The 24865-nt window shown below is 45.3% G+C and carries 9 protein-coding genes; all 9 read right to left on the bottom strand.

Annotated features, from left to right (window positions below):
• Window positions 1-7 precede the first annotated feature (7 nt).
• Window positions 8-12463 (bottom strand): non-ribosomal peptide synthetase, encoded by a 12456-nt coding sequence (locus H509_RS26105; protein WP_051287460.1) that lies wholly within the window; start codon window positions 12461-12463, stop codon window positions 8-10.
• Between the two features lie 36 nt (window positions 12464-12499).
• Window positions 12500-14560: a cyclic peptide export ABC transporter gene (locus H509_RS26110; protein ID WP_051287462.1), complete on the bottom strand. Its 2061-nt coding sequence runs from the start codon at window positions 14558-14560 to the stop codon at window positions 12500-12502.
• A gap of 474 nt (window positions 14561-15034) precedes the next feature.
• A complete protein-coding gene (locus tag H509_RS0120015) occupies window positions 15035-16387 on the bottom strand; it encodes an ABC transporter substrate-binding protein (protein WP_028546645.1) in 1353 nt (450 codons plus the stop codon).
• A 38-nt stretch (window positions 16388-16425) separates the two neighbouring features.
• Entirely contained in the window at window positions 16426-17592 is a 1167-nt protein-coding gene (locus tag H509_RS0120020) for an efflux RND transporter periplasmic adaptor subunit (protein ID WP_036698224.1), read from the bottom strand.
• 25 nt (window positions 17593-17617) lie between these two features.
• A complete protein-coding gene (locus H509_RS0120025) occupies window positions 17618-18478 on the bottom strand; it encodes a carbohydrate ABC transporter permease (RefSeq protein WP_036698412.1) in 861 nt (286 codons plus the stop codon).
• Window positions 18479-18512: 34 nt separating this feature from the next.
• Window positions 18513-19379, bottom strand: a complete 867-nt coding sequence (locus H509_RS0120030) for a carbohydrate ABC transporter permease (RefSeq protein ID WP_028546648.1) — start codon at window positions 19377-19379, stop codon at window positions 18513-18515.
• Between the two features lie 274 nt (window positions 19380-19653).
• Window positions 19654-20766, bottom strand: a complete 1113-nt coding sequence (locus H509_RS0120035) for a sensor histidine kinase (protein WP_028546649.1) — start codon at window positions 20764-20766, stop codon at window positions 19654-19656.
• Window positions 20759-21448, bottom strand: a complete 690-nt coding sequence (locus H509_RS0120040; RefSeq protein WP_028546650.1) for a response regulator transcription factor — start codon at window positions 21446-21448, stop codon at window positions 20759-20761. Before H509_RS0120040 ends, H509_RS0120035 begins: the two co-directional genes overlap by 8 nt.
• 72 nt (window positions 21449-21520) lie before the next feature.
• Window positions 21521-24622, bottom strand: coding sequence for a hybrid sensor histidine kinase/response regulator (locus H509_RS0120045; protein ID WP_028546651.1), 3102 nt, complete (start codon window positions 24620-24622; stop codon window positions 21521-21523).
• Window positions 24623-24865: the final 243 nt, after the last annotated feature.

The following is a 24865-nucleotide window of genomic DNA, read 5'->3' on the forward strand; positions in this document are numbered from 1 at the left end:
CTGCAAGTTATCCTTTATCTGTGGAAGCGGCTGTTTCTGAACGGATTGAATGAACCGTCTGTTCAAACTGTTGCACAACTAGCCTGAGCAGTTTTACATACCCTAGAAGCCACTGCTTCATTCGCTCTTTATCCAACCGCTGCCCATTAAATGCCCATTCACCCTTTAACACAACATGGTCTGTGGTTACAATCGGCAAGGACACGATCAGTTCATGTGCTTGAAGCAACTCATAGTTGACAGCGAGCCTATGCGGTGCCCCTTCGTAGAACAACGGAGCGATCGACTGATTTCTGGAACCCTCTCCAGTTGGTGTCTTGCGCCATTGTTCTAGTCTGTTAAGTACGTGCGGTTCTGCTGTCACTATACTGACTAATTCGTGAAAATCTCGTGTGAGGCTAAAGTCAATGTTGACGAGCCGCGCCTCTCGCTTATCGTTCACATGGAGCAGTTGAACGTCCTGCGCACCAGTTGCTTGCTTAAAATACCAAGCCAATACAGCTAGCATAAGTTCATTCACACGAATTCCTTCTGAATAGCTTACTTTTCTTAATCCATTTAGCAGCTTCTGATCAACCTCAAAGCGGTATAAGCCATTCCACTCTGTTGCGGAAGAACGATTTAACAGCTGCTCCGGCACCTGAAGCCCGCTCCAATCCGCACGAAGATGATCGGCCAGCAAAGTATCAATGTAGGCTGCAAGGTCTGAGACGGTTGGATAGTTAAATAAATCCGTCACTTTAAGCAATCCCGGGTACTGGTGGTCCAGCATGTGATGCATCCGAATAATAAGCAGAGAGTCGCCACCGCAATCAAAGAAGTTATCTCGTGATCCAATGCGTTCGCGCCCTAATAGTTCCCGCCATACACTAGCCACAACCTCTTCTGTGCCCTCTTTTGCTGCTACAAATTCGTGACCTGAATCTACACGATGCTCAGGTCGCGGCAGTTGACGTCGATCAACCTTTCCGTTAGATGAAAGCGGCATATGATCCAGCTCCACATAAACGGCAGGTATCATATACTCAGGAAGCCGCTGTTGTAAGGAGGCACGTAGTTGAGCTGCTGTTACAGGCGCTGTTGTGACCAAATAGGCACATAAATAATCAGCTCTCGTGTTATCCTCCATCTTTACTACAATGGCATCCCGTACGCAGGGCTCCTTCAGCAGCGCATGCTCGATCTCCCCGCACTCGATGCGGAAGCCACGTACTTTAACTTGGTTGTCTAATCTTCCTAAATACTCCACATTTCCGTCAGGCAGCCATCTGGCCATATCTCCGGTACGATACATTTTGCTGTCTGGCACAAAAGGGTTCTCAATAAACCGTTCTGCCGTCAGCTCCTCCCTGTTCACATACCCGCGTGCCAAACACGTACCCGCGATGCATAATTCACCTGGAATACCGATTGGCTGACGTTGAAGCTGCTCATTTACAACGTACAGCTCGGTGTTATAAATCGGCTTTCCTATCGGAACAAGCGTGCCCTCCCATTGGCTGCATTCATAGTAGGTTACGTCAATGGCTGCCTCTGTCGGTCCGTAAAGATTAATGAGGGCTGCATTGGAATGAACCGTCACGAGTTGTTTAAAACGTTCCACATGCTCAGCCTTGAGCGCTTCGCCGCTTGTAAATACATAACGCAAGCTGGCTAAACGGTTTCTGGCCTGCGGGTTATGTTCCAGATGAGCTAAAAACAGCTCCAACATTGAGGGAACAAAATGAATCGTCGTCACACGGTGCTGCTCAATCGCAGCTACAATTGCATTCGGGTCTTTTTCTCCACCAGGTTCCAGCAATGCTACTTTAGCTCCGCCGAATGCCCACCAAATCAGTTCCCAGACGGATACATCAAATGTGTAAGGCGTCTTCTGTAAAATAACGTCTCCCTCGTGGAGCGGGTACATGGTTTGCATCCAGTAAATCCGATTTACGGCCGCTTTGTGTTCAACTAGCACACCTTTTGGCTGACCGGTTGAGCCTGACGTATAAATGACGTATGCCGCATCATTGGAAGTGGAATTGCTTGTAACTGCCTGGCTATGCTCCCCACCGAAAGTTTGCTCAGTGCTTTGGGCGGTTCCCTTGTTCACAGCCGTTAAATCACTAGATTCATCATAAGCGGACGAGAATGCAGCTATCGGCATAAGCTCAACGTCACCAAGCTGTACATGCAACAGCTCACTACTTGTCTCTACAAGCACAAGGCTCGTATTTGAATCCTCTAGCACGAACCGAATTCTATCCAATGGCTGAGACGGTGCGATTGGAACGTACGCTCCACCAGCTTTCCAGATGGCTAACATGGCAACAATCATCTCAAGCGAGCGTTCCATACATATCGCAACTAGGCTATCCGCTTTAACGCCTTTTGATCGCAACAGATGTGCGACATGCTCCGCCTGATGTTGAAGCTCCCCGTACGTGACTGCTTGATCACCAACTAGCAAAGCTGTGCGCGCAGGCTCCGCGTGCGCAAACTTCTCTACCGCTTCACCTAATGTCATATGGGCTGGGAAGGAATGCTTTGTATCATTAAATAAATCGTATATGTTGCACTCTTCCGCCTCGGTCATAAGCCGCAGTTCACCAAGCAGAGCATTAGGCTGAGCCGCAGCGCTAGTCAGCACATGCATGTAATAATCAAGCAGGCGCATTACGCTCGCTCGTTCAAACAATGCCGTTGCATACTCGGCTCGTATGCGCAGCCCGCCCTCAATTTCGGTTACTTCAACAGTCAAGTCCAGCTTCGACACACCTGCGTCGAGCAGTTGGGAAGCAAATTGAAGCCCCTTCACTTCTGTAGTAGGAAGGCCCATATTTTGCATCACAAACATGACATCAAAAATCGGATTGCGGCTCAAATCCCGCGGCACTTGCAATGCAGTGACTATCTGTTCAAACGGCAGCGTCTGATGTGCAAAAGCTTGGACAGTCCGCTGCTTCACCTGCTGCGCAAAGGTAGCAAATGGAATAGAAGCCGATGGCTGCGTTCTAATCGGAAGCGTATTTACAAACATGCCGATTAATGGTTCTGTGTCTGGATGCAACCGTCCGCCAATCGGTGTCCCGACGATAATATCCTCTTGACCACTTACTTTAAATAGCAGTGCATGAAAAGCCGTCAGTACATACATAAAAAGTGTCATGTCCAACTTATCGGCGGCAGCCTTCACCAGCTCTAGCTGTGGTTGCTTCAGCTCTGCATACACACACTCGCCTTTAAAAGACTGAAGTGCAGGACGAGTATAATCCAGAGGCAGATGAAGCAGCGGCAATGAGCCTGCTAACGCTTCGCGCCAATAAGTTTCTTCTTGTGTACGTGCTTCACTGCTCATCCATTGCTGCTGCCATACCGCATAGTCCTTGTACTGAATCCGCAGCGGATTCGCAGCAGTCAGACTAAGCTTGTCATGCAAATCTTCATATTCCCGCACTAGCTGAGCAGCCATTACGTTCATGGAAATACCATCCGATACGATATGGTGCATATCCATCAACAATGTAAACTCGTTACTGTCCCGCTCCATCAAGCAAGCCCGCATTAGTGGCGCTTTGGTTAAGTCGAACGGTCGGATAAACGACTTGCCCGCCTCAAGCATGGCGTCATCAAGCGATTGCTGCTGATTAGACGACATAGAGCGCTCTAGTCTTAGTTCGATCTGCTCTGGTGCTACAATACATTGAACAGGCGCACCTTCGTACCATTTAAAACAAGTTCGAAGCGGCTCATGGCGCTCCACCAGTCGAACGAGTGCACGCTCAAGTATTTCGGGATCAAGTGCTCCTTTTATGTGTACAGCAAACGGCAAGTTGTAAGCCGTCTGCTCCTGATCCATTTCCTGCAAAATAAACAGGCGATTTTGAGCAAGCGACAGCGGATAGTGGGGTCTTAGCTCCACTTGTTCAAGCGGCATACTTGTCATCCCACCCGCTGCTTCTATAACGGTCGCCATATGTCGAAGTACAGGAGCTTGAAACACATGCTGTAACGTAAATTGCACTTGGAATTGCTGTTCGACCAGACCAGCCAACTGTGCTGCCCGCAATGAATGACCACCTAGCATAAAGAAATGATCGTCTCTTGCAGGTGATGCCACTGCCAATACCTGCTGCCAAATAGCGGCAAGCTTCAGCTCTGTAGGAGTCTGTGGTAACTCACCACTGCCTCCCGTTTTCCAATCTGGCTGCGGCAAGCTTCGTCGATCCAGCTTGCCGCTTGGTGTTAATGGCCATTGATCCAGTCGTATGATATAGACGGGTATCATATACTCAGGCAGCAAACGTCGCATCCAGATCATTAACGATTCGTCATCGCATAAAGCGGCTTCATTGGAATATACGATGTCCGCATCATTAGCTAGCTGCTCCACTTGTTGATCCACCTGCTGACTAACCTTGGCTGCTGCTTGAGGTACGATATAAGCACATAGCACCCGCTCCTTTAGTTGGTCCTCTACCGCTGTAACGACAGCTTCAGCGACTCCTGGATGTCGCAGCAGCACATGCTCGATCTCTCCACATTCAATTCGAATCCCACGAATTTTGACCTGCTGATCTATGCGTCCTTGGTATTCTATATTGCCGTCTGGAAGCCATTTAGCACGATCACCGGTTAAGTACATTCGTGTGCCAGACTGATGCGGGTGCTCAACGAACCGTTCAGCTGTTAACGCTGGCTTGTTCCAGTACCCTCTCGCTAGCCCTGTTCCAGCAATACACAATTGGCCAGACACACCGATTGGTTGCTGCTCTAAGTCCTCATTCACAATGTAGAGCTGAATGTTGCTGATCGGACTGCCTATCGGTACCGATCCTCCTCGATAAGCGCTGCAAGCATAAGCAGTTACATCAACTGCCGCTTCCGTTGGACCATATAAATTAACTAAGGCTGCCGTACGATTAGCTTTAAATATATTGTGGAACGTCTCTACATGCTGTGGCAGAAGTGCCTCGCCACTTGTAAATACATAGCGGAGACTAGACAGCATGCTGCTTGCATCATTACCTTCGCCGCAGCGCTGATCCGCACTGCGCAAAAACAATCCCAGCATGGACGGTACAAAATGCATAATCGTAATACGCTGCAAATCAATCGTTGCCATTAGACCTACAGGGTCTTTTTCTCCCCCAGGCTCTAGCACGTACACCGCAGCGCCCGCCGCACTCCACCAAAACAGCTCCCACACCGATACATCAAACGTAATTGGTGTCTTGTGTAAAATAGTATCCGCTTCTGTAAGGGGGTATGACTGCTGCATCCAATAAATCCGATTAACGATGGCTGCATGCTCCACCATTACTCCTTTTGGCATACCCGTCGAGCCTGATGTATAAATGACGTATGCCAAATGATGTGGAGTTGATATTGGTGCAAGGTCGTGCCGATCTTTGCTTCTGCCACATGTTTCGTCATCCAGTTCAATGATAGTCCCCTCAAATGGAAGGGACCCCCTCCATTTGTGCTGAGTACATACCAATTTAGATTGGCTGTCATCCAAGAAATATCGAATACGCTCTTCTGGATATTCAGGGCTTATAGGTAAATAGGCTCCACCTGCTTTTAAGATGGCAAATATACCAACAAAAAGTTCTAATGATCGTTCCGCCACAACAGGCACGACCGTGTCCGCCTTGACACCATACCCTCGCAAAACACGAGCAAACTGATTCGCTCTTTCATTTAATTGACGGTAAGTAAGCTCATGATCGGCACAGCGCACCGCCGTACGATCTGGGTAAAGCCGCGCTTGCTCTTCCAACCACTGATGTAGCAGCATGTGGGATGGAAATGGCGCAGCCGTCTCATTAAAGGCATTAATCATCTTCATGTCGGCTTCAGATGCACGCAATAATTCGCAGCACACTTGACCCGGCTTCTGCAAAGCCTGCTCAATCAAATGAAGCCACTGTGCAACTAAACGGCTAATAGTTGCCTCTTTAAACAGGTCTGTGTTGTATTCCGCCGCACCACTTATACGTCCGTCTCCGTACAAGAAAATATCTAGCTTCACATCCAGCTTGGCCGTATTTGTATGTACAGGGAGCGGGTTTAGCTTGAAACTATGCCCGTGCACCTGCTCTTCTGCATCCATTTGATTGTGAACAATCAGCATCGTATCAAATAACGGATTCCGTGAACGATCATAAGCCTGCGGTCGGTCGTTAAAATGAAGTAAACTGTCAACTGAGAATTCCTGATGCGAATAAGCACCAGATAACTGTTCTTGCACATATTTAGTGTGTTCATCCACTGTACGTCCCGAATCTATACCAATAAATATTGGTAAAAAGGCGTTAAACATCCCAATCATCTGCTCCGTATCTGGATGCGTTCTACCTGACGCAAGTGAACCAATAACACATTCATCTTGTCCAGTAAACTGATGCAGCAGCAGGCTGTACAGGGAAAATAAAAAGCTGTTCATCGTTATGCCGCTGCGTTCGCAATATTCAGCTATTTTTGTGCCCATCTGTGAGGAAAGCTCGAATGGAACAACCCCACCGTTAAAGGAGCGCTGATCACCTCTGCTAAAGTCAGTCGGTAGCTCAAGTACAGGCAGCTCTTGCGGCAATTGTCGCCGCCAATAAGCTTCGCTCCGCTTCATTGCAGGGTCCGCCTGCTCTCCATTCAACCAAACCGCATAATCCTTATACTGCACGTTAGGCGGCTGGCTTGTATAACCCGCTACGTATCCAGCCCAATCCGAAATGAGCGTCTGGATGGAAATACCGTCAGCCACAATATGATGAATATCGATGAGCATATAATGCTTTGACTGCCCGCTAATCCAATAGCCTTGCAATAACGGCGCAGCGGATAAATGGAATGGGCGAAGGTAACGCAAACAATAAGCCGATAGTTGCTGCATGTCCTTGTCGTCAACATTTTCAGGCAACGTAATCTGATTCATTTGGAACGAAACAGATTCATGAATCAACTGCTGGATATGGCCTTCATACATTCGAAATGACGTTCGAAACGGCTCATGTATGTTGATCATTTCTTGCCAGGCGGCTTCAGCCTGTTCCCGCGTCAGCTCGCCTTCTACCTCAAAAAGGATAGGCATATGATACGTCGTTCCAACTCCCTCAAACTGATCCAGCAAATACATTCGTTGCTGAGCAGGAGTTGTCGGATAGGCCAACATAGGTTCAGCAGCAGGAATTGGGTAATAACCTTGTGTATCTGTTTTGGCCTGAATGTCGATCCACGCTGCCTGTTCCCTAATCGTTGGGCAGGTAAAAATTTGCTGAATCGGCATTTGAAGATGAAATTGTTTATAAATCAAGGAGGCCAGCTTTGAAGCCTTTAACGAGTGCCCGCCCCGTTCAAAGAAATGGTCTGTTACCCCAATTTCATCAGCATGAAGCGCTTCTTGCCATAATAGCTGCAACGCTCGTTCTGTTTCTGTCTCCGGTTGCAGCACCGTAAATGCTGCCTCAGGAGCAGGTAGTGCCCGCGCATCCACTTTTCCGTTAGAAGTCAAGGGGAGCTTATCTAGCTGAATAACTGCGGCAGGCACCATATAATAAGGCAGCACGCGACGCAGTTCCTGCACATATTCAGCAGCAACTATAGGCTTATCGGCAACCACATAAGCACAAAGTGCGAGGTCACCACCAAGCTCTCTTGTTGTAAGGTGCGCCTCCCGAATATGTGGCAGCTTGAGCCATGCACTCTCGATCTCACCAAGTTCGATGCGATACCCCCGCAGCTTAACTTGCTTGTCTAATCGATCCAAATATTCCAATTGTCCGTCCGCATTCCATCTCACGAGATCGCCAGTTCGGTACATTCGGCGTGTCGAATCTGAATTATGAATTACAAAGCGCTCTGCCGTCATCGCTTGTAAATGGGCATAGCCTAGTGCAACACCATCTCCGCCGATATAAAGCTCTCCCGCGACACCTTTAGCCGCCAAGCGACCATCCGAATCAAGTACAAACAGCTCCGTACGCGTAATAGGTCGTCCAATTGGGATTGTTGCCTGCGTTGAAATCCATGACACAATGGGATAGCAGGATGCAAATACGGTCGTTTCCGTAGGACCGTAAACGTGAAGCAGCTTTCCTGGACCCATAGCGTCATACGCTCTGCGAACATGAGTCATGGAGGCGCGTTCCCCCCCAAACAGCACATGTCTTACTTGGGCAAGCCCTGCCAGATCATGGTCCACCAACATGTTAAATAGGGCCGTAGTAGCAAAGAAAACCGTAACCCCTTTATTCACAATCCGCTCCATAATTCGGAAAGGATCTGCTGTTTCGTCCGTATGTAATAGGATTAATCTGGAGCCGTTCAACAGCGCTCCATAAATATCAAACGTAGACCCATCAAAAGCATAATTGGACAGTTGCAGTAATGTATCTTGTGCAGTCAGTTCCAAATAGTTAGTATGCCGGACAACCCGAGATACATTGGCATGTGTAGTATAAATACCTTTAGGCCGACCTGTTGTTCCCGAGGTATACATCATATAAGCAACTTCATCCACATTTGTTGTAATCGACAAATTGCTTCCGTCATCATTCATATATTCCAAGCGCTGATCCGTAACGTGCAACCAGACAGCAGGCAACGCTCCCGCCTCTTCCAGTTCATTCCGCAGCTGTCGTCTGTCACCGTTAACTAACACAGCTCGGACCTTTGCGTCTTCGAACATGTAACGTATCCGTTCGGTTGGGAATGATGGATCTATTGGCACGTAGGCCATACCTGCCTTTAATACGGCCAACATAGCCGCGATCATTTCCATAGAACGATCCATAATGAGCGCAACATAAGGGCGCACGCCTGCTTTTGTTACATTCGAATCCGCTTGTGAGGCCGTACTTGTATCCAACAACCAGCGTGCTAGACGGTTAGCTTCTGCATTGAGCTTGGCATAAGACCATTGCTGCTCGTCCATTTCAAGAGCGATTGCTTCTGGTCGCTCCTCTACTTGCCATTCAAACCATCCATGCAGCGTCATCTCCCGATGTCTGACATCCGTCATCTCGCTGCACTCCCGCAACAATTGGGCTTGCTGCGGCTTATTCATCAGCTCCAGCTTGCTGAGGCTTTGATCTGAATAGTCAACGGCTTGCTCTAACAAGTAAGTGTAACAGCGCAGCATTTGCCTTATCGTGTCTGCACGGAATAATTCAAGTGAGAACTCCACATGCAAATCCAAGCCTTGTGCTGTTACGTAGCCTTCCCAGCTCATATCAAACTTGGAAGTAGACGTGAGAAGCGGAGCTATCTCGCATGTAAAATGCTGCGTCCGCAATTCAGGAAGATCCATATTCTGCAACGTAAATGCTGTATCAAAAAAAGGATGACGCCCCATTTCGCTAATATGGCCGGCAGCCTCCATCATATCTTCAAATGGCAGCGCTTGATGACGTAAAGCCGCAGAAAGTTGCTCCTGCACCGCTTGGAACCATTCGCTTAGCGTAATATCCAAAATAGTCGAGGTCGATCCTTGCAAATTAGCCTGATTTGAAGCTAGCTCGCTAACAGCAGCCGGATTGCTCTTACTCTGCTGCATGTTCGAGATGTTGTTACGAAGACGCAGCGGAATCATATTTACAAATAAGCCTGCTATTTGTTCCATCTCTGTACGTGTACGGCCTGCTGCTGCGGTCCCGATAACGATATCCTGTTGTCCGCTGTAACGACTAAGCAGCACATAATAAAGTGAGACCAACACGGTATATAATGTACACCCTGAATTGTTCGCCAATTTATGAAGCTTGGACAACAAAGCAGCATCGATTCTAACACTTTCAACACCACCACGATACGAAGGTGTAAGTGGACGTACAAAGTCCAAGGGCAACGTCAAACGCGGGCAGCCGTCTGCAAAAGTCGCTTGCCAATGCTGCCAGGCATGACGCCACTCCGGCGTATCATGCTGCTTGTTAAGCCATAATGCAACATCGGTATATTGGAGCGAACGAGCAGGCAGTTCAAAGCCGTCATACAGAGCAGCAAATTCACGTATCCATATTCCCATCGAGCTGCCATCCGTAATGATATGATGCATATCGAGCAGCATAAGGTGCCGATCGTGAGCGAGTTTAACGATCTCAATACGGAATAATGGCGCCTGCTCAAGCTGAAATGGACGTACAAAGGATACGGAATAACTACGAATCTGCTCCTCCGTCCAATCCGTTCCGTCTACCCACAGGAGCGGCAGCTCCACATCCTCAGCCACATACTGAACGGCTGTATCCTCTAACTGGCTGATGGACGTGCGGAGCATAACATGGCGTCTCATCAATTGTTGCCATGCCGCAGCAAGCTTCGTATAATCACACGTCCCCGTTATGGTGACCACATAAGGTAAGTTGTAATGTGTCAGCGACGGATTAATCTGCTGTAGAACGTATAGTCTGTTTTGAGCCGACGTGAGCGGATAGTATGCACTTGCGCTGGCAGGCACGATAGGGTTCGTTTGCTCTACTTGCTTGTCCCCGATAGAAGCGTCCACCCATGCTGCAAGCGACCGAATAGTTTCATGCTGGAGCACTTCACCCAAACTTACCTCAAGTCCCCATGTATCTTGCAAGCGGCTTGCAATCATTCCTGCTTTGAGCGAATTGCCGCCCATCTCCAAGAAATGAGCATCTATACTTGGTTGGGATAGACCTAGCACCTCATTCCAGAACGCAGCAATACGACTCTCGGTGTCTGTCATGGTCATGATCTGCGCTTGAAATCTTGAATCGTCTCCCGCAGCAGATGGCGTGGCGTCAACTTCCAAAATGGCGAGCTTCGCAACAACCTCCGTAAATTCACCACTTCCAAACCGCTCCGCCAACAAATAACGCTGAATCTTGCCTGAAGTTGTCTTCGGGATTTGCCGTATCGGCAGTACGGACGTCACATCCAGTCCAGTTGCACGGTTTAGCAAGCTCTTCACTTCCGACCGTATGCCGACAAAAGACTCCAGTTTGCCGCGATACTGAACAAATACGACGATCTCATCCTGTTTCGTAACAGGATCTTGCACGCCGCAAACGGCTACCTTACCGAGTGACAAACTTTTCGCTTCGCTTGCAATCTGCTCCAAATCGTGTGGGTACAAGTTTTGCCCATTTACAAACAAAATGTCCTTCATCCGCCCCGTTACAAATAAGCGCCCGTTCTGCATATATCCCAGATCACCTGTATTTAGCCAGCCATCCACTGTAATTAACTGCTTATTGATGTCCGGAAGGTTAAAATAACCGGCTGTCACATTTCGGCCTTGAATGTAAATAAGTCCAATGTGCCCTTCCTCCATCTGGATCTGATCCTCGTCTCGAATCGTTACCGCGCAGTCCTTCACGGGGTATCCAAGATCCAAGATAGGGACTGCTTCCTTGGCTTCAGCGTCAACTAGACATACAGCAGATCCCAAGCCCAGTTGTTCACGATCCAAGTACGAGACTTGAAGTTCCTCTTCTGGATCGGGAAACGTGACCGCGAGACTAGCTTCTGCAAGTCCATATACTGGAAATAAACTATTTGAAGGAAGACCGTATGGTGCAAGGCATGTTAAAAATTGACGACATATCACTTCAGAAATCGGCTCAGCTCCGTTAAATATTAACCGGACACAAGATAAATCCCATTGTTCCCCCACCGCTTGTTCTGGTTTAAAATGCTGCAAAAAATGGGCATATCCGAAGTTGGGTGATGCCAAACACGAGATGCGTCGCTCTGACGCAGTACGAAGCCAATTCATCGGGTGAAGTACAAAAGCAGAAGTCGTCATTTGATACTGGTGAATACGCCCGAGTATAGGAGTCAAATGAAATCCGATTAACCCCATATCATGTGTGAGCGGCAGCCAGCTTAATGAACTGTCTGCTTCCGTAGTTCGCGAGCCGTCAAGAATAGCGGACATGTTAGCAAGTAAATTATCGTGCGTTAATACGACACCTTTGGGGCTGCCTGTCGAGCCAGAGGAGAATTGAATGAACGCCGTGTCCTCCATGCGTGGTGTGTGCAGCTTGGCACCAGTTGCTAACGTGGCATCTGCCGATAACACTTCATCCAACAACACGGTTCTCGTTACGAGAGATCGATACAGTTCTTCCGCCCCAACACGACTGCTATAGGCTCCGAGGCTGCTTATGGCTTCACCAGCAGCGACAACATAAGCAAGTCCCAACTCCTTATAAATCTGGAGCAGCTTGTTACGCTGCTCATCGTTATGTGCGGCCGTCACGGGAACGGGCACATAACCTCCAAGCACGCATGCCCAGAATAAAATGACAAGCGCTTCATTGTCGTCCGTTTGAATAATGATTGGACAAGCAACCGGAATGCCGCGCTCCTGCAACATGGAAAGTACCGCAGCGGACTTGTTGTACAAATCGTTGTATGAATAACTTCGATCTTGTCCTGATTGTAAGAAGGTGATTCCAGCAGACTTTGTATCACTCTTTAGAAGCAATTCTGCTAAATGACGTATCGGTTTCACGCTTAACCCGCCCCCCAGTACAACTTAGTTATTTAGTTATAAGGAATACTCCATTTGCTTGTCCTGCACATTGGCAGTACGAGATGTAATCAAGCCATGCTCCAACTTAATAAACTGATCAGCATGATCAAAGTACCGATCATCATGAGTAATACAGATTACACATGTGCCATGCCGCTTCATATCAGGCAGCAATACTTCGTAAAAAAATTGGCGATATTCAGGGTCCTGATCCGCAGCCCATTCGTCCAGCAAGCAGAATGGACGATCTTCCAACAAACAGATAAGCAAAGCAAGACGCTTCCGCTGCCCAGTAGATAACAAGGTTGTACTAAAGCGATCCGCTTCCAACGTCACCTTGCCTTCCAAACCAAGCAAGCGAATATATTCAGGCAGCCGTTCAGCGACCCACCCTTTATCCAATCCATACAAACGATCAAATAAATGAAAATCGCTAAACACGGCAGAGAAGCTTTGCCGAAGTTCATCAGGTGTTATCGCTTGCCCATTCATGAGTACGCTGCCTTCATCAGGCGTATACAGCCCCAATATTAATTTGGCCAACGTAGACTTGCCGCTGCCGTTACCCCCCGTAATAAAGGTGATCTCCCCGCTTCTAAACGTACAATTAAATGGCCCAACAGCGAATGGCTCGCCCTGCTGAGCGGGATAGCTGAAACGAACATCTTTTAGTTCAAGCGCGTACTTGCCGCGCTCCACTTCCCCTGCATCATCAGATTCATCCAGCTCTGAAATACTTGCTTCTAGCAGACGCAGCCTTTTCCAGCTGACCCGAAAGTGCATAAATTCTGGAATCGTATTTAATACAAATGAGACATGTCCTGTCATATACAAAAAAATAAATACGTAGTCGCGCAGAACTTCATCTGAACCGCCTGGAAACAATAGTGGAAATACGAACACAACGGAACCAATGACTAGCATAAACATAAGTTCACCTGTCAAAATAACCTTTGCATACATAAGTCCACTAGTCGTCCGCTTGTCACTGTAAGCTTGACATGATGCATATAATTCCTGTTCAAATTGACGCTTCTTACCTCGATGAAGCGAAAGTTCCCGGAAGCCGGAGACGAGTTCCTGCACGAAACGGAAAAATACATTTTGTAAGTCTCTCGTTTCTTCCCACAACCGGTTAGCTCTCTGTCCTACAACGAAGTACAAAAGTGAGCTGAGTAGGACGACACCAAGGGAGAACAAAAAGCCGTACAAATCCAACCAGCCCAAGTATACGAACCCAAACAGTATAATCATCAAGCTCGTAGATACCGTCACAATTAGATTCGCAAAGTTGCTGACGACCTCAACATCGTTATTAAGACTTGTTAATATCTTCTCACGACTGATCTGTTCAAATTGCTGAAAACGTGTTCGTGCCAGTTGAGATAGCATGCGGGTTCGTTTCTCGTAAACGATACGGTTCGTTAACCGAATCATTAAAGCGCGTACAATCCGCTGTCCTAAAAAATAAGAGGCGAGGGCCAGTCCAAAACAAAGAAAGAGTGCTTGCTTGGCGGAGGCCTCAACTACTACTGCTTGGTTAACGATAAAAATAATAAGTGAGTTAGTTAGTCCACTTGTTATGCTCAACAAAATGAGTGGAAGGTAGGTCTTGAGGTGAGGGGTCGGACGTATACTGGAAAAAAAACTGTTTGCGATAAACACTGTAATAGCAGCGGCACACCACCCAACTGCTTCTGCCACCTGAATGGGTAAAGATACGATAAACTGACTCCATTCATTGTTGGCAACGCTTCCATAGTATGGAATAAGGATGGTTGATGCTCCGATCCATATGACACCTGTGATGCCGATCCACCACCAACGCCATCTGGCGGGCTCTCTCTCCTCTTCGCTGCGTTGCCTGCGGATGTAATCTACGGCATTTTTAAGCAACATATACAGCCCCGCAAACAACATGATTACGGTAACCATTTTGATAAGCCATGCCGCCTGCAACAGTCGCGGCTCGTAGAGATCGGCTGCGGCATACGAAGTAGGGATAGGCATCAACAAGCTGGCAAGCAGCAGCGGCATGACCTTACGGATACCAAAGCGGCGTAAGTTGTCATTCATAGGCAGTATCCTTTCGATGCGAATTCCATCATCGTATTTCGTATGACTATTGTGATCAAATTGCAAAGCGCTTTTACTTTGATGATATAATTAAATTCTTGTCTGTCCGATACCGCTGAACAATGGCTGGAAAACAAGACAAACGATGTCGTTATACGTAGACTCCTGATGAAAATAGCCCAATAAGTGAAAACATCGTCTACTACCAACTTAATACCACTTGGTCAAAAAAAAAATACTCAAATGATTGAGTATTTAAACAGTATTGCCCATAGTTCTCATTTTCCTCTATTGTATCGAGCTATACTTTGCTATAGGCTGACTCTATTTTGACAGTCAAAGGGCACTACTCCCCCTTCGCATATCAAAATATCTACGCTATAATTATCCAGTGGTGATTATTGAATACCCTTTTTTATAAAATATGACGACATAGATATAAAGATGTATAAATTATGTAAATAAATATCATCTTTACTCCTTTAAGTAAGTTGTAACGCGGTTCTGAATTAACTTCGCGACCTCAGTAGCTGACTTTTGTCCCGTAAAAAAGAAAGGTATTTCATCGTATATAATAGACAGTACATTAACATCCAGCCCTTGCAAGTTGTCAGCCGTGTTTATGACCGTTTTAAACTGCTCAAACTGTTTATCTGTTACTTGTACTAATTTTCCATTTTCTAGTTTATACGCGCCTTTCTTCACTTGTGTCTTCATGTCTTCCAGCTTTTTGTCATTTAGCGATCGCAGCATAGAGAAGCCATCTCTCTCGCTTAATAATTGGGCATCTTCTGACATCAAAAACGAAATAAATGTCCACGCTTCCTCCTTAACCGCGGATTTAGCTTGTATGCCTAGTTCCAGTGGGAGAACGATACGTGCCTTCCCCGTCTCACCTTTAGCATGTGGTTTTTGCAGCAGCTTGGGTTGTGACAAGAGCATATAGGGTATCCTTATCAAATCGTCAGGGGAAGCTATCATGCTGGAATAAAATAGTTGTCTACTCCCTGTTGTTGACTTATCCGTAAATACTTCATCATTATACATTTTCTGAACCTGCTCCATCATAGCAATAAAAGCAGGGGAATCAAAGGAAGCGGTCTGGTCCTTGTGATTGACAAACTGAGAGTATCCATCAAACAACCGCTCCACCAGTGTAAGCTCAGCAGGCTGTTCAGTCATCGCATAACGACGTTCCTTTCCATCCTGTTCTGACAGTTCTACCATCCTTCTTGCTGTCTCCTCAAATTGCTGCCAAGTCCAGTCCTCGTCATCTATCGTTACACCTGTCTGTTTCATAAATGCCTCATCTCCTATAAACGTTCTTAAAGAGAATGAGGCAGGCAGTGTATACAAGCCGCCGTCTATTTTTAATGCCTCTATAATATTCATGTGAAGATCCTGCTGAGACAGCGTCTGATCCTGTTTAAGCTTCTCATTCATGTCCATAAGCAGCTTCTTGCGGACATAATTGCCTACAGGCACTCCGCTTAATTCAATTAGATCAGCGCTAGTTCCGGCTAACAATGCTGCGTTTCTTGATTTTTTAAACTTTTCCATATCACCTGGTTGCCACTTCTCACCGGCCTTTTTAAACGATTCGATTTGCAAGTCTATATGAGGATATTTTTCTTCAAATTTGCGTTCTGCAGCCTCATAAAAAGGCTGCGTCTCTTTTAATGATAAAGTTACGATTACTTTTCCCTCTTTAGAAATGGGTGGTTTCTTCTTGTTCATATCCTCATCTCCATCACCACCAGAACCACAAGCGGTAACCATCATTAAACATATACAGACGATAACAATCCCTATCCATTTCTTTTCCATATTACGTGTTCGCTCCTTTAACTATATGAATAGACACCTTACTGCAAGCGGACCCGGTTGCCATCCTGTAGCGGTTCACTACTCTCCATAATGATCCGATCTTGCTCATAAATGCTGTCCGATGTAAAAAGTGTTTCGTTATCATTGGATTCCCTGCGCGTGACGGGGATTTTTCGTACGATAAAGACGTTACTTAATGCGCCTCTTTGCTCCTCCACCTTATACACGTAGCTGCCTTTCCGATCTTGATGAACAGCCTTGTTCATCAAAAGAAGGCCGTCCTGTTGGGAGCTTTTTTTAAGCTTGACGTAAGCCTGCTCATTCCCTTTTAAAGCTGAATCCGTCACTTTGACACGTAAAATCTGTTGTGGAACCGTTGTACCTTTGGTGTCCTCCTGAAGTGGCACCAGTTCAGGACGCGGATCTGCTTGAATCAACTCAACGATAGTACCATTTATCCTTTTACTCTGCCGTTCTAGCGGTGCTACAACGTCCAATTGTAGCTTTTCTCCTACTTCTAGCTCTAATGTCGTTAACAACGGATCGTCAATCCGCATATCAAACCAAAAACCTTTAAGGTGGTTGGTTATTACAAGATCTGCATCTGCTGAAGAAGCTAATCCTTTAATCGCGTTCAGCCTCGTAATAACGCCGTCAAATGGAGCCGAAATCACTCGTTCATTAGAAATTCGATCCTTCATGTCTGTTATTTTCCGTGCCAGTACGTCTTGATCTAACTTGCGTGATTCCATATCACGGCTTAAACTTCTTCTGCTTGCCTCATCCCCTTCGATCGTCGCCAATATATATTGATCCTGTATACGTTGCAGTTCAATCATTTGCTTTTTGGCGTCCGTCTCCAGCCCTTGCAATTCCCATTCAGCTGCTTTACTGTCATATGTAATTAATGTCTGGCCCCTCTTTACTCGATCACCTTCTTTCACTAGAATCGTATGTACTTTCCAGCCTGCAAGATTAAATAGCTTTACTTCCTCAATTGGTCTTAACCCACCTCTTGCTTCAAGTGTGTGCTCAAGCCTGCCAACAACCGGTACTTCCGTAATGACTTTGGGCAAGGTCAACGATTCCAGTGTATTGCTGAACAAAGTGAATATAATGAGAATCGCCACAAATACACTGAAGGCGATTTGAATGTTTCGTTTATGCTGTACTTCTTTTTTACTGACAGACAAGTCACTCCCCATAACTACTTCCTCCTAACCGATAAAACTATCCCTTAATGCCTGACAGCTGAATGCCCCTGATAAAATGCGACTCTGCGTATAGAAATAACAACACCATCGGAGCCATGTAGAGCATCGAGGCTGCAAAGGCAATTCCACGCTCCCCATCATTTACTTTGGACAAAAAAACGGACAGCGGCTGTTTAAATGGATCTTCTAAAAAGATAAGCGGCTGCTCCACCATGTTCCAATAATCCACAAATAACAACACCACAAGTCCAGCTATGCCAGGCTTCATTAGTGGCATAATGATCGTCAAAAAAATCCGCATATGGCCTGCCCCATCTATTTTGGCTGCTTCTATGTAGGCATACGGAATATGCAGCATAAACTGCCGCAGCATAAACACACCAAATGCTGAAAATATTGCCGGCAATAAAATGGCCTTCGAACTATTTAGTATCCCAAGTTGATCCGCCATAATATAATTAGGTACCAATGTCACTTGAAATGGCATGAGCATCGTGAGGACGTAGATGAGAAACCATATATCACGTCCACGAAACTTTAACTTAGAGAAGGCGTATGCCGCCAATGCCGCAATAACTGTTTGGCCTGCGATAATGGGCACCACTAGAAACACTGAATTCCAAAACATGGCTAAGTACTTTGGTGTGTAAATTAATAGTTGTCCATACTGCTCTAAAGATACTTGATCAGGAATCAGCTTTATATTCACCATCCGGTTCACATTTGCTGAAGTTGTTTCCCCTAAAAATCCAATCATCCCGTAATTAATTTCAATTTCACGTTCGGTCATAAGTGAATTTGTGAATGTAATCACAATTGGAAATAGTAGAATTACCGCTATAACGATCATCCCGATCGTTAACGCACTTTTTTGCATCACGTGCACACGCTGCACTCGCCTTCCTCCTGTCTCATTCCACTGACTGCCGGAAATAGCGTTCCATTATAAACAGCCCTATTACGATAAACATAATACAACCTGCCATCAATGTAGCCGCCGCAGTCAATTTCTGAATGTCAAGCGACATAAACATATTATTCATATAATGCTGTAGCATATAAATACTGTCATGTGGATAATCACCAGCAATCAAGTACGCTTCTCGAAACACCTTAAAAGAATTAATGATGGACATGATTACAACAAAGAACATCGTTGGAATCAAATACACTAGTGTAATGCTGCTAAACTGTCGAAATCGTCCAGCACCTTCCATACACGCCGTTTCATAGTAATCCTGCGGGATTTGTTGAAGCCCCGCCAAAAATAAAATAATGTTGTAGCCGACATTTTTCCACAGGTACACTGCAATCACTACATATCGCGCCGCATCCGTCTTCATCCAATCAACACGTTCAAAGCCAAAATATTGGAGCCACACGTTTAATGATCCGTTCCAATCCAACAATATTTGCCACATCAATATAATAGAGGCCACAGGGACAACAAGAGGAAGCACATAGGCAGTTCGCAGCCACTTCCGAAAATATACAGATTGGTTGAGCACGAGCGCAAGTCCAAGCGATATGACAAGCATGAGCGGAACACTAACTACAGTAAAAATAAATGTATTAGAAGCTGCTTTTCGAAAAGAATCGCTCGCAAACAGCTCGTTATAATTATCTAATCCAACGAATTGACGCTCAACCGAACTATTCATAAAGGAGTAGCTCACTCCCATCACAAACGGTACCAAGTAAAATAACGCAAACCCAATAACACTTGGCAGAAGAAATAACATAGCCGCTCCCGTATCCTTCAGGAACCATTTTTTCATTTTGTCAAAACACCATCATTTCTGAGACTATTCTTTTAAGTACATCTCGTCGTCATCCTATTCTGAAGCAGATTGGCGGCTTCTCTACTAACTGTAGCTCGTTTATGTATTTGACTTCGTCGTTCGTCTGGAAGAACATAGTCACAACTGTCTGCTCATAAAAAAACTTCTTTTCAAACAGTGACTGCTTATCCCTATACATAAAGGATAAAGATCACTGATTAAAAAAGAAGTGGGGTAAAAATAAAGTATTTCTTAAATTAGGGATACAACTTCAAGGATGATGTCTTGTTTCGTTCACCTGTGGTAATCGCACTTCAAAAACCGTTCGAATAAGATTACTTTGAGCTGTAATGATGCCCTGATGCTGTGCAACAATATTTTTAGCGATAAACAGTCCAAGACCTGTGCTCTCTCCCTGGTGGCTGCGAGCCTTGTCGCCAATGTAGAACATGTCAAAGAGATAAGGCAATTGTTCAGGGGGAATGAAGTCCCCGTAATTAATGACCTGGACTACAACCTCCCCATCCAACCGCTCTGCACAAATATCGATAAACTGTCCATCCGCGCCATAACGAATCGCGTTCATGAGCAAATTTTCAAATACTCGCGCCAGTAATTCCCCGTCACCTGCGATGTGCAAATGTGGCCTCACATCTAATCTGGCGATCAGCTCGGTCTTTTCTAGCATCGGATATAACTCTTCGTGCAGTTGCATCAACAGCTCACTCAAGTCAATCGGCTGATGCTCAACTATCGACATCCCATAGCTCATTCTCGTAATTTCGAATAGCTCATCAACAAGCTTTTCCAGCCGCTTTGATTTCGTATATGCGATTGCTGCATAATGCTGAACTTGTGTAGCGGTCAATTGATCGTCATTTAAAATAAAATCCAAATAGCCTAACACCGACGTAAGGGGCGTCCGCAAATCGTGTGCCAAATTCAACACAAGCTGATCCTTGCTGCTTTCTGCAAACGCACCTTTTTCTACTGCTTGCTGTAGCTTCTCGCTTGCCTGATTCATGTCTCTCGCAATATCACCAAACTCATCCCGGGAAACAACACTTATTCTGCTATTAAAGTCTCCATTAGCTAAAGAGTGTATCCCTTTGGAAATTTCCTTGAAATAATCAACATAACGCTTCGTAAACATAAAGAAAAATAGAATCGAAAGTGGGATAAAAACAAGTAAAAAAAAGTAGATATCACCTAAGTCCCTCATAAAATATCGAACCGGGGTTAGTGGATTTTCAAATTTCACTTGCGTTGTATAATACAACTGAAGCAGCTTGTAAAGCACAAAAGTAATTGTAGCGGACAAAAACATGCTCAGACTTAAATACAATATCATTTTAGTTCTAAAACTGCGCCCTAGCTTAACCATTAAATGTATACCCCACACCCCAGATCGTTTTAATAAATTTATTTTTTTCTGCTCCCAGTTTTTTTCGCAGCGTTCGTATGTGAACCATTACCGTATTTCCCCCTTCATAATAAGCCTCGCCCCATACCTGCTGAAAAATATGATCCGCACTAAATACTTTCTTCGGATAACTCGCCAACAAATACAAAATATCAAACTCTTTAGGTGTCAGTTCGATCGACTTTCCATATAGGGATACAACCCTTTGATCAGGACAAATGGATATGCCACCCACCTCCAAAATAAAATGACCGTCCGTTACCGGCTGGTTGAGCTGCATATAACGCCGCAATTGAGCATTCACACGTGCTACTAATTCCATCGGATTAAAGGGCTTTGTCATGTAGTCATCCGCCCCTTTCACCAGCCCCTCAATCTTGTCCAGATCACTTGTCTTTGCGCTCAAAAAAATGATAGGCATTCGATGCCGCTCTCTGATCCGCCTAGTTACTTCATAGCCGTCCCACTTAGGCATCATAATATCCAATATAGCTAGATCGATAACTTGCGTCTGCACCGCCTGAATGGCTTCCTGACCATCTGCCGCTTGAATACAATGGTAGCCTTCCTTACGCAAATGTAGCGAGATCAATTCAGCAATTTCCACTTCATCGTCCGCAATTAGTATAGTAATAGGTTTCATGACCATTCATCCTCTGTATAAATTTAGAAAATAAGATTAATTTAACTAGTCCATAATATAGGTAGTTACCGTTTACGAGTTCCGTGGAATCACAAATGAAAGCGTAGTTCCTACCTCCAGCTCGCTTTGGATCGATAAGCCTTGACCGTAAAGCTGCTTTAATCTTCGGTCCGTATTGTACAGACCGATTCCTTTCTTGTTAGATCGATCGCTGTCTAACACCTTTGATACAGTCGCTTCATCCATGCCAATACCATCATCTTGGATTGTAAATGTAACGTGGTTTCCAACGTCCATAATTCGGATGTGTACTGTCCCACCTTTGAAACGGCTTAATATGCCGTGCTTGACCGCATTTTCCACCAAAGGCTGTATCGTCAGCGGAGGCAGTTGCAGCGCGACGTCACTGTTCACTTCCCAGACAATATGTAATCTTTCGTCAAATCTTTCTTTTTCAATATATAGGTAGGCTCGGACTAGATTAAGCTCATGTTCAAGCGGGACTAACTGCTCAGAATTCCAAAAGTTAAAGCTGATCCGCAAGTAATCGCTAAATGCTTCGATCAATTTGTGCATCTTAGTCGTATTTATCTCGCTTAAAGCCATAATCGAGTTTAACGAGTTAAATAAGAAATGAGGTCTTATTTGTGCTTGCAAATAAGCAGCCTCCATGCGCAGCCGATCACTTACTGACTGCTTTAGCGTAATTAACGCCTTTACTCGGTATTTTAATTCGAGTGCGTCTACAGGCTTCGTCACGTAGTCGTTGGCGCCTGACATAAATCCCGAGTATACGTCTTCCGCCTGGCTGCGAGCTGTCAACAAAAGGATTGGCAGATCTGCAACGGAAAAACGAGTTCGTACACAGCGAGTAAATTCATACCCCGACATATGTGGCATCATCACATCCGCAACAATTAAATCCCATTGCTTCGTATGAAGCAGTGCTAACGCCTCACGCCCTGACAATGCTTTAGTAATCTCGTAGGGCTCCGACGCCAATATGTTGCAAAGCACCTTTAAATTGACGGCGTCATCATCGATAACTAATATTTGAGCTTTACTTGTGTGTACACCACACGCGGAATCTGACAACATGTTCTGTAAAGGTGTATGCTTCTCTACATCTACAGCGAGTTCTTCAAACGTCGTTGGTTCGGCTTTGCGGTTAAGCCATTCTAATTCTGCATCATCAAAATCGACTGCATGGGGTGACAAGGGCATCGTAAATGTAAAAGTAGAGCCTTCACTAGGTACAGACTGCAAATAAATGTTACCGTCATGCAGTTCAACCAGTTGCTTGCAAATATTAAGACCAAGCCCTATGCCACCACCAGCATTAATGCCCGCTCCACCTTGCTCATATGGTTTAAAAGCACGGGCTTGCAGTTCCCTATCCATCCCAATACCAGTATCCGCAACAGAGATATATGCATATCGTTGTTTCGTATACGCAGTAATGGAGATCGTGCCTGTTTCCGTAAATTTGATCGCATTGTGCAGCAAGTTAAACATAATTTGTACAAATCGTTTTTCATCGGCCCAAATACGAGGAAAATATGGAGAAATATCCATTTTAATGTCCAGCGACTTGCCGTCCGTCATAAAATGAAGCATATCAATGACACCTGACACAACAGATGGGATCCGTACATCAACAGGCTGTAATTGAATCCGCTTCTCTTGAAGTTGGGTTAAATCCAGAAGATCATTAATCATATAGGACATACGCCTGCTAATCGTAATCAGTAGCTCCAGATCATGTACACTTTTTTGTTGGATCGTATCGCTCTCGTTGGCCACTATAGTTTGGGCAATATTCATTATCCCGTGCAGTGGTGTTCTCAGCTCATGCGATGTGTTTGCCAGAAATTCGTCCTTCAGCTTATCCGCACGCTTGAGCTGTTCCGTCATTTGCGCATTTTGCTCCGCATGTCGATAAAACTGCTTAAACCAAAACGCAGAGAAACCGATAATAGCCGCAAATATATCCCAAGGGTAAAAGGTCATCTCTACCCATCCTAAACTTTCAGCAATACCCCATAAGGCACTAGATGTGATGCTCGCTGCGGCAAATAACAAATAGACAGCATCTTGGTTCTTTTTGAGCAGCGACCGTACAAAAAGCACTAGCATCAGCACTATGGAAATAAGACACAAACAAGTAAAAATGAACTTACTATAAATAACACTTTGGATATGTGCCAGTATCAAATAACAAGCATAGACACCGGCACAACTGTACAACCATCGAAATGAATGACCGAGCCGATGTTCGGACAAGAGGCTTTTGGTCAGTTCCAGCATAAACACGGAGGTGCCGATATACGATAATAAAGCCAGTTTTATACCCCACGTATAATTGATAGGCAGCCAAATCAGCAACAGTTTATCGTCATCTGCGGCAATGGCGAGCGCCGCGCAAGCAAGCAGTAGAAAAAACGGGATTAGTGATTTTTGTTGGCGATTAAAATAATACATAATTCCTGCGTATAAGCCATGCAACAACAGTACGACAAAAATAATCAATTGAAAGCCAACAGCATATAATCGCTCATTGTCGATGGCTGCCTGTGAGCCAAATTTAATAGATTCGACAATTCCCCCTTTAACGGGATTATCATAATTAGCCACTCGAACAATCAATTCCAATTCCCGTTGATCCTCTGCTATATAAGAGGACGTATACGATTTAGCCACGGGCTTATACTGGTCCTTTTCACTCGATACGATACCAAATGCCCCTATTTTTTGCCCGTTTAATTCGATTTCCGAGGCACTTTGAATGTTATGCACCCACAAACCGTATGGCTGATTTAATGCTGCTCCTGTCAAGATTCTAAGCCGATAGGTGCCAAAACCCTTCGCTGACTGCTCGCTTTCAGGCAAAGCATTATTCCACGTCCCTGGAACATGGAGATATCGATAGGGCTTCTGTTCAGCTGCTTTTCCAGTTGGGGCGTGCTGTAACAATTGTCCCGGATAAAATTCCCATTCTCCTTTTAAGGAAATAGCCTTGTTATTCGATAGGTCCCAATTTCTCAAGTCAAGCACACCTTGAACAGCATGCGGTTGTTCGGAAACTGTTTGAGCACTTAGCCATAAGAAGCGCAGTCCCGTCAGCGCAAGCAGAAATAATGCTGCCCAAATGAGCAACTTACGATTTAATCTCATCAATTTAGATTCACTTTCCCCACCATTATGTATAAGGTATAGTTGGAGCTTTGATATGCATTAGTTGACAAGCTATCGTTCTATTAAAATTAAGCCCATAATAGCATAATCGCACGAAATTCAAAACCAAGTTTAACGAAGGATAGAACATAAAAAGCCCTGACATTTTTTATTTCTGCGCTCAACTATTCATTAATAGGTTTTATATTGCCGATATATGAGAAATAAACAACTTTTGTCGAT

Origin of the sequence: Paenibacillus taiwanensis DSM 18679 (assembly GCF_000425125.1) — a bacterium.
GTDB lineage: Bacteria > Bacillota > Bacilli > Paenibacillales > Paenibacillaceae > Paenibacillus_B > Paenibacillus_B taiwanensis.

Bases quoted from the DNA above. Each gene is read 5' to 3' on its own strand.
- H509_RS0120015 (WP_028546645.1), bottom strand. From the start codon at position 16,387: ATGGAAAAGAAATGGATAGGGATTGTTATCGTCTGTATATGTTTAATG.
- H509_RS0120020 (WP_036698224.1), bottom strand. From the start codon at position 17,592: ATGGGGAGTGACTTGTCTGTCAGTAAAAAAGAAGTACAGCATAAACGA.
- H509_RS0120045 (WP_028546651.1), bottom strand. From the start codon at position 24,622: ATGAGATTAAATCGTAAGTTGCTCATTTGGGCAGCATTATTTCTGCTT.
- H509_RS0120025 (WP_036698412.1), bottom strand. From the start codon at position 18,478: ATGCAAAAAAGTGCGTTAACGATCGGGATGATCGTTATAGCGGTAATT.
- H509_RS26110 (WP_051287462.1), bottom strand. From the start codon at position 14,560: ATGAATGACAACTTACGCCGCTTTGGTATCCGTAAGGTCATGCCGCTG.
- H509_RS0120030 (WP_028546648.1), bottom strand. From the start codon at position 19,379: ATGAAAAAATGGTTCCTGAAGGATACGGGAGCGGCTATGTTATTTCTT.
- H509_RS0120040 (WP_028546650.1), bottom strand. From the start codon at position 21,448: ATGAAACCTATTACTATACTAATTGCGGACGATGAAGTGGAAATTGCT.
- H509_RS0120035 (WP_028546649.1), bottom strand. From the start codon at position 20,766: ATGGTTAAGCTAGGGCGCAGTTTTAGAACTAAAATGATATTGTATTTA.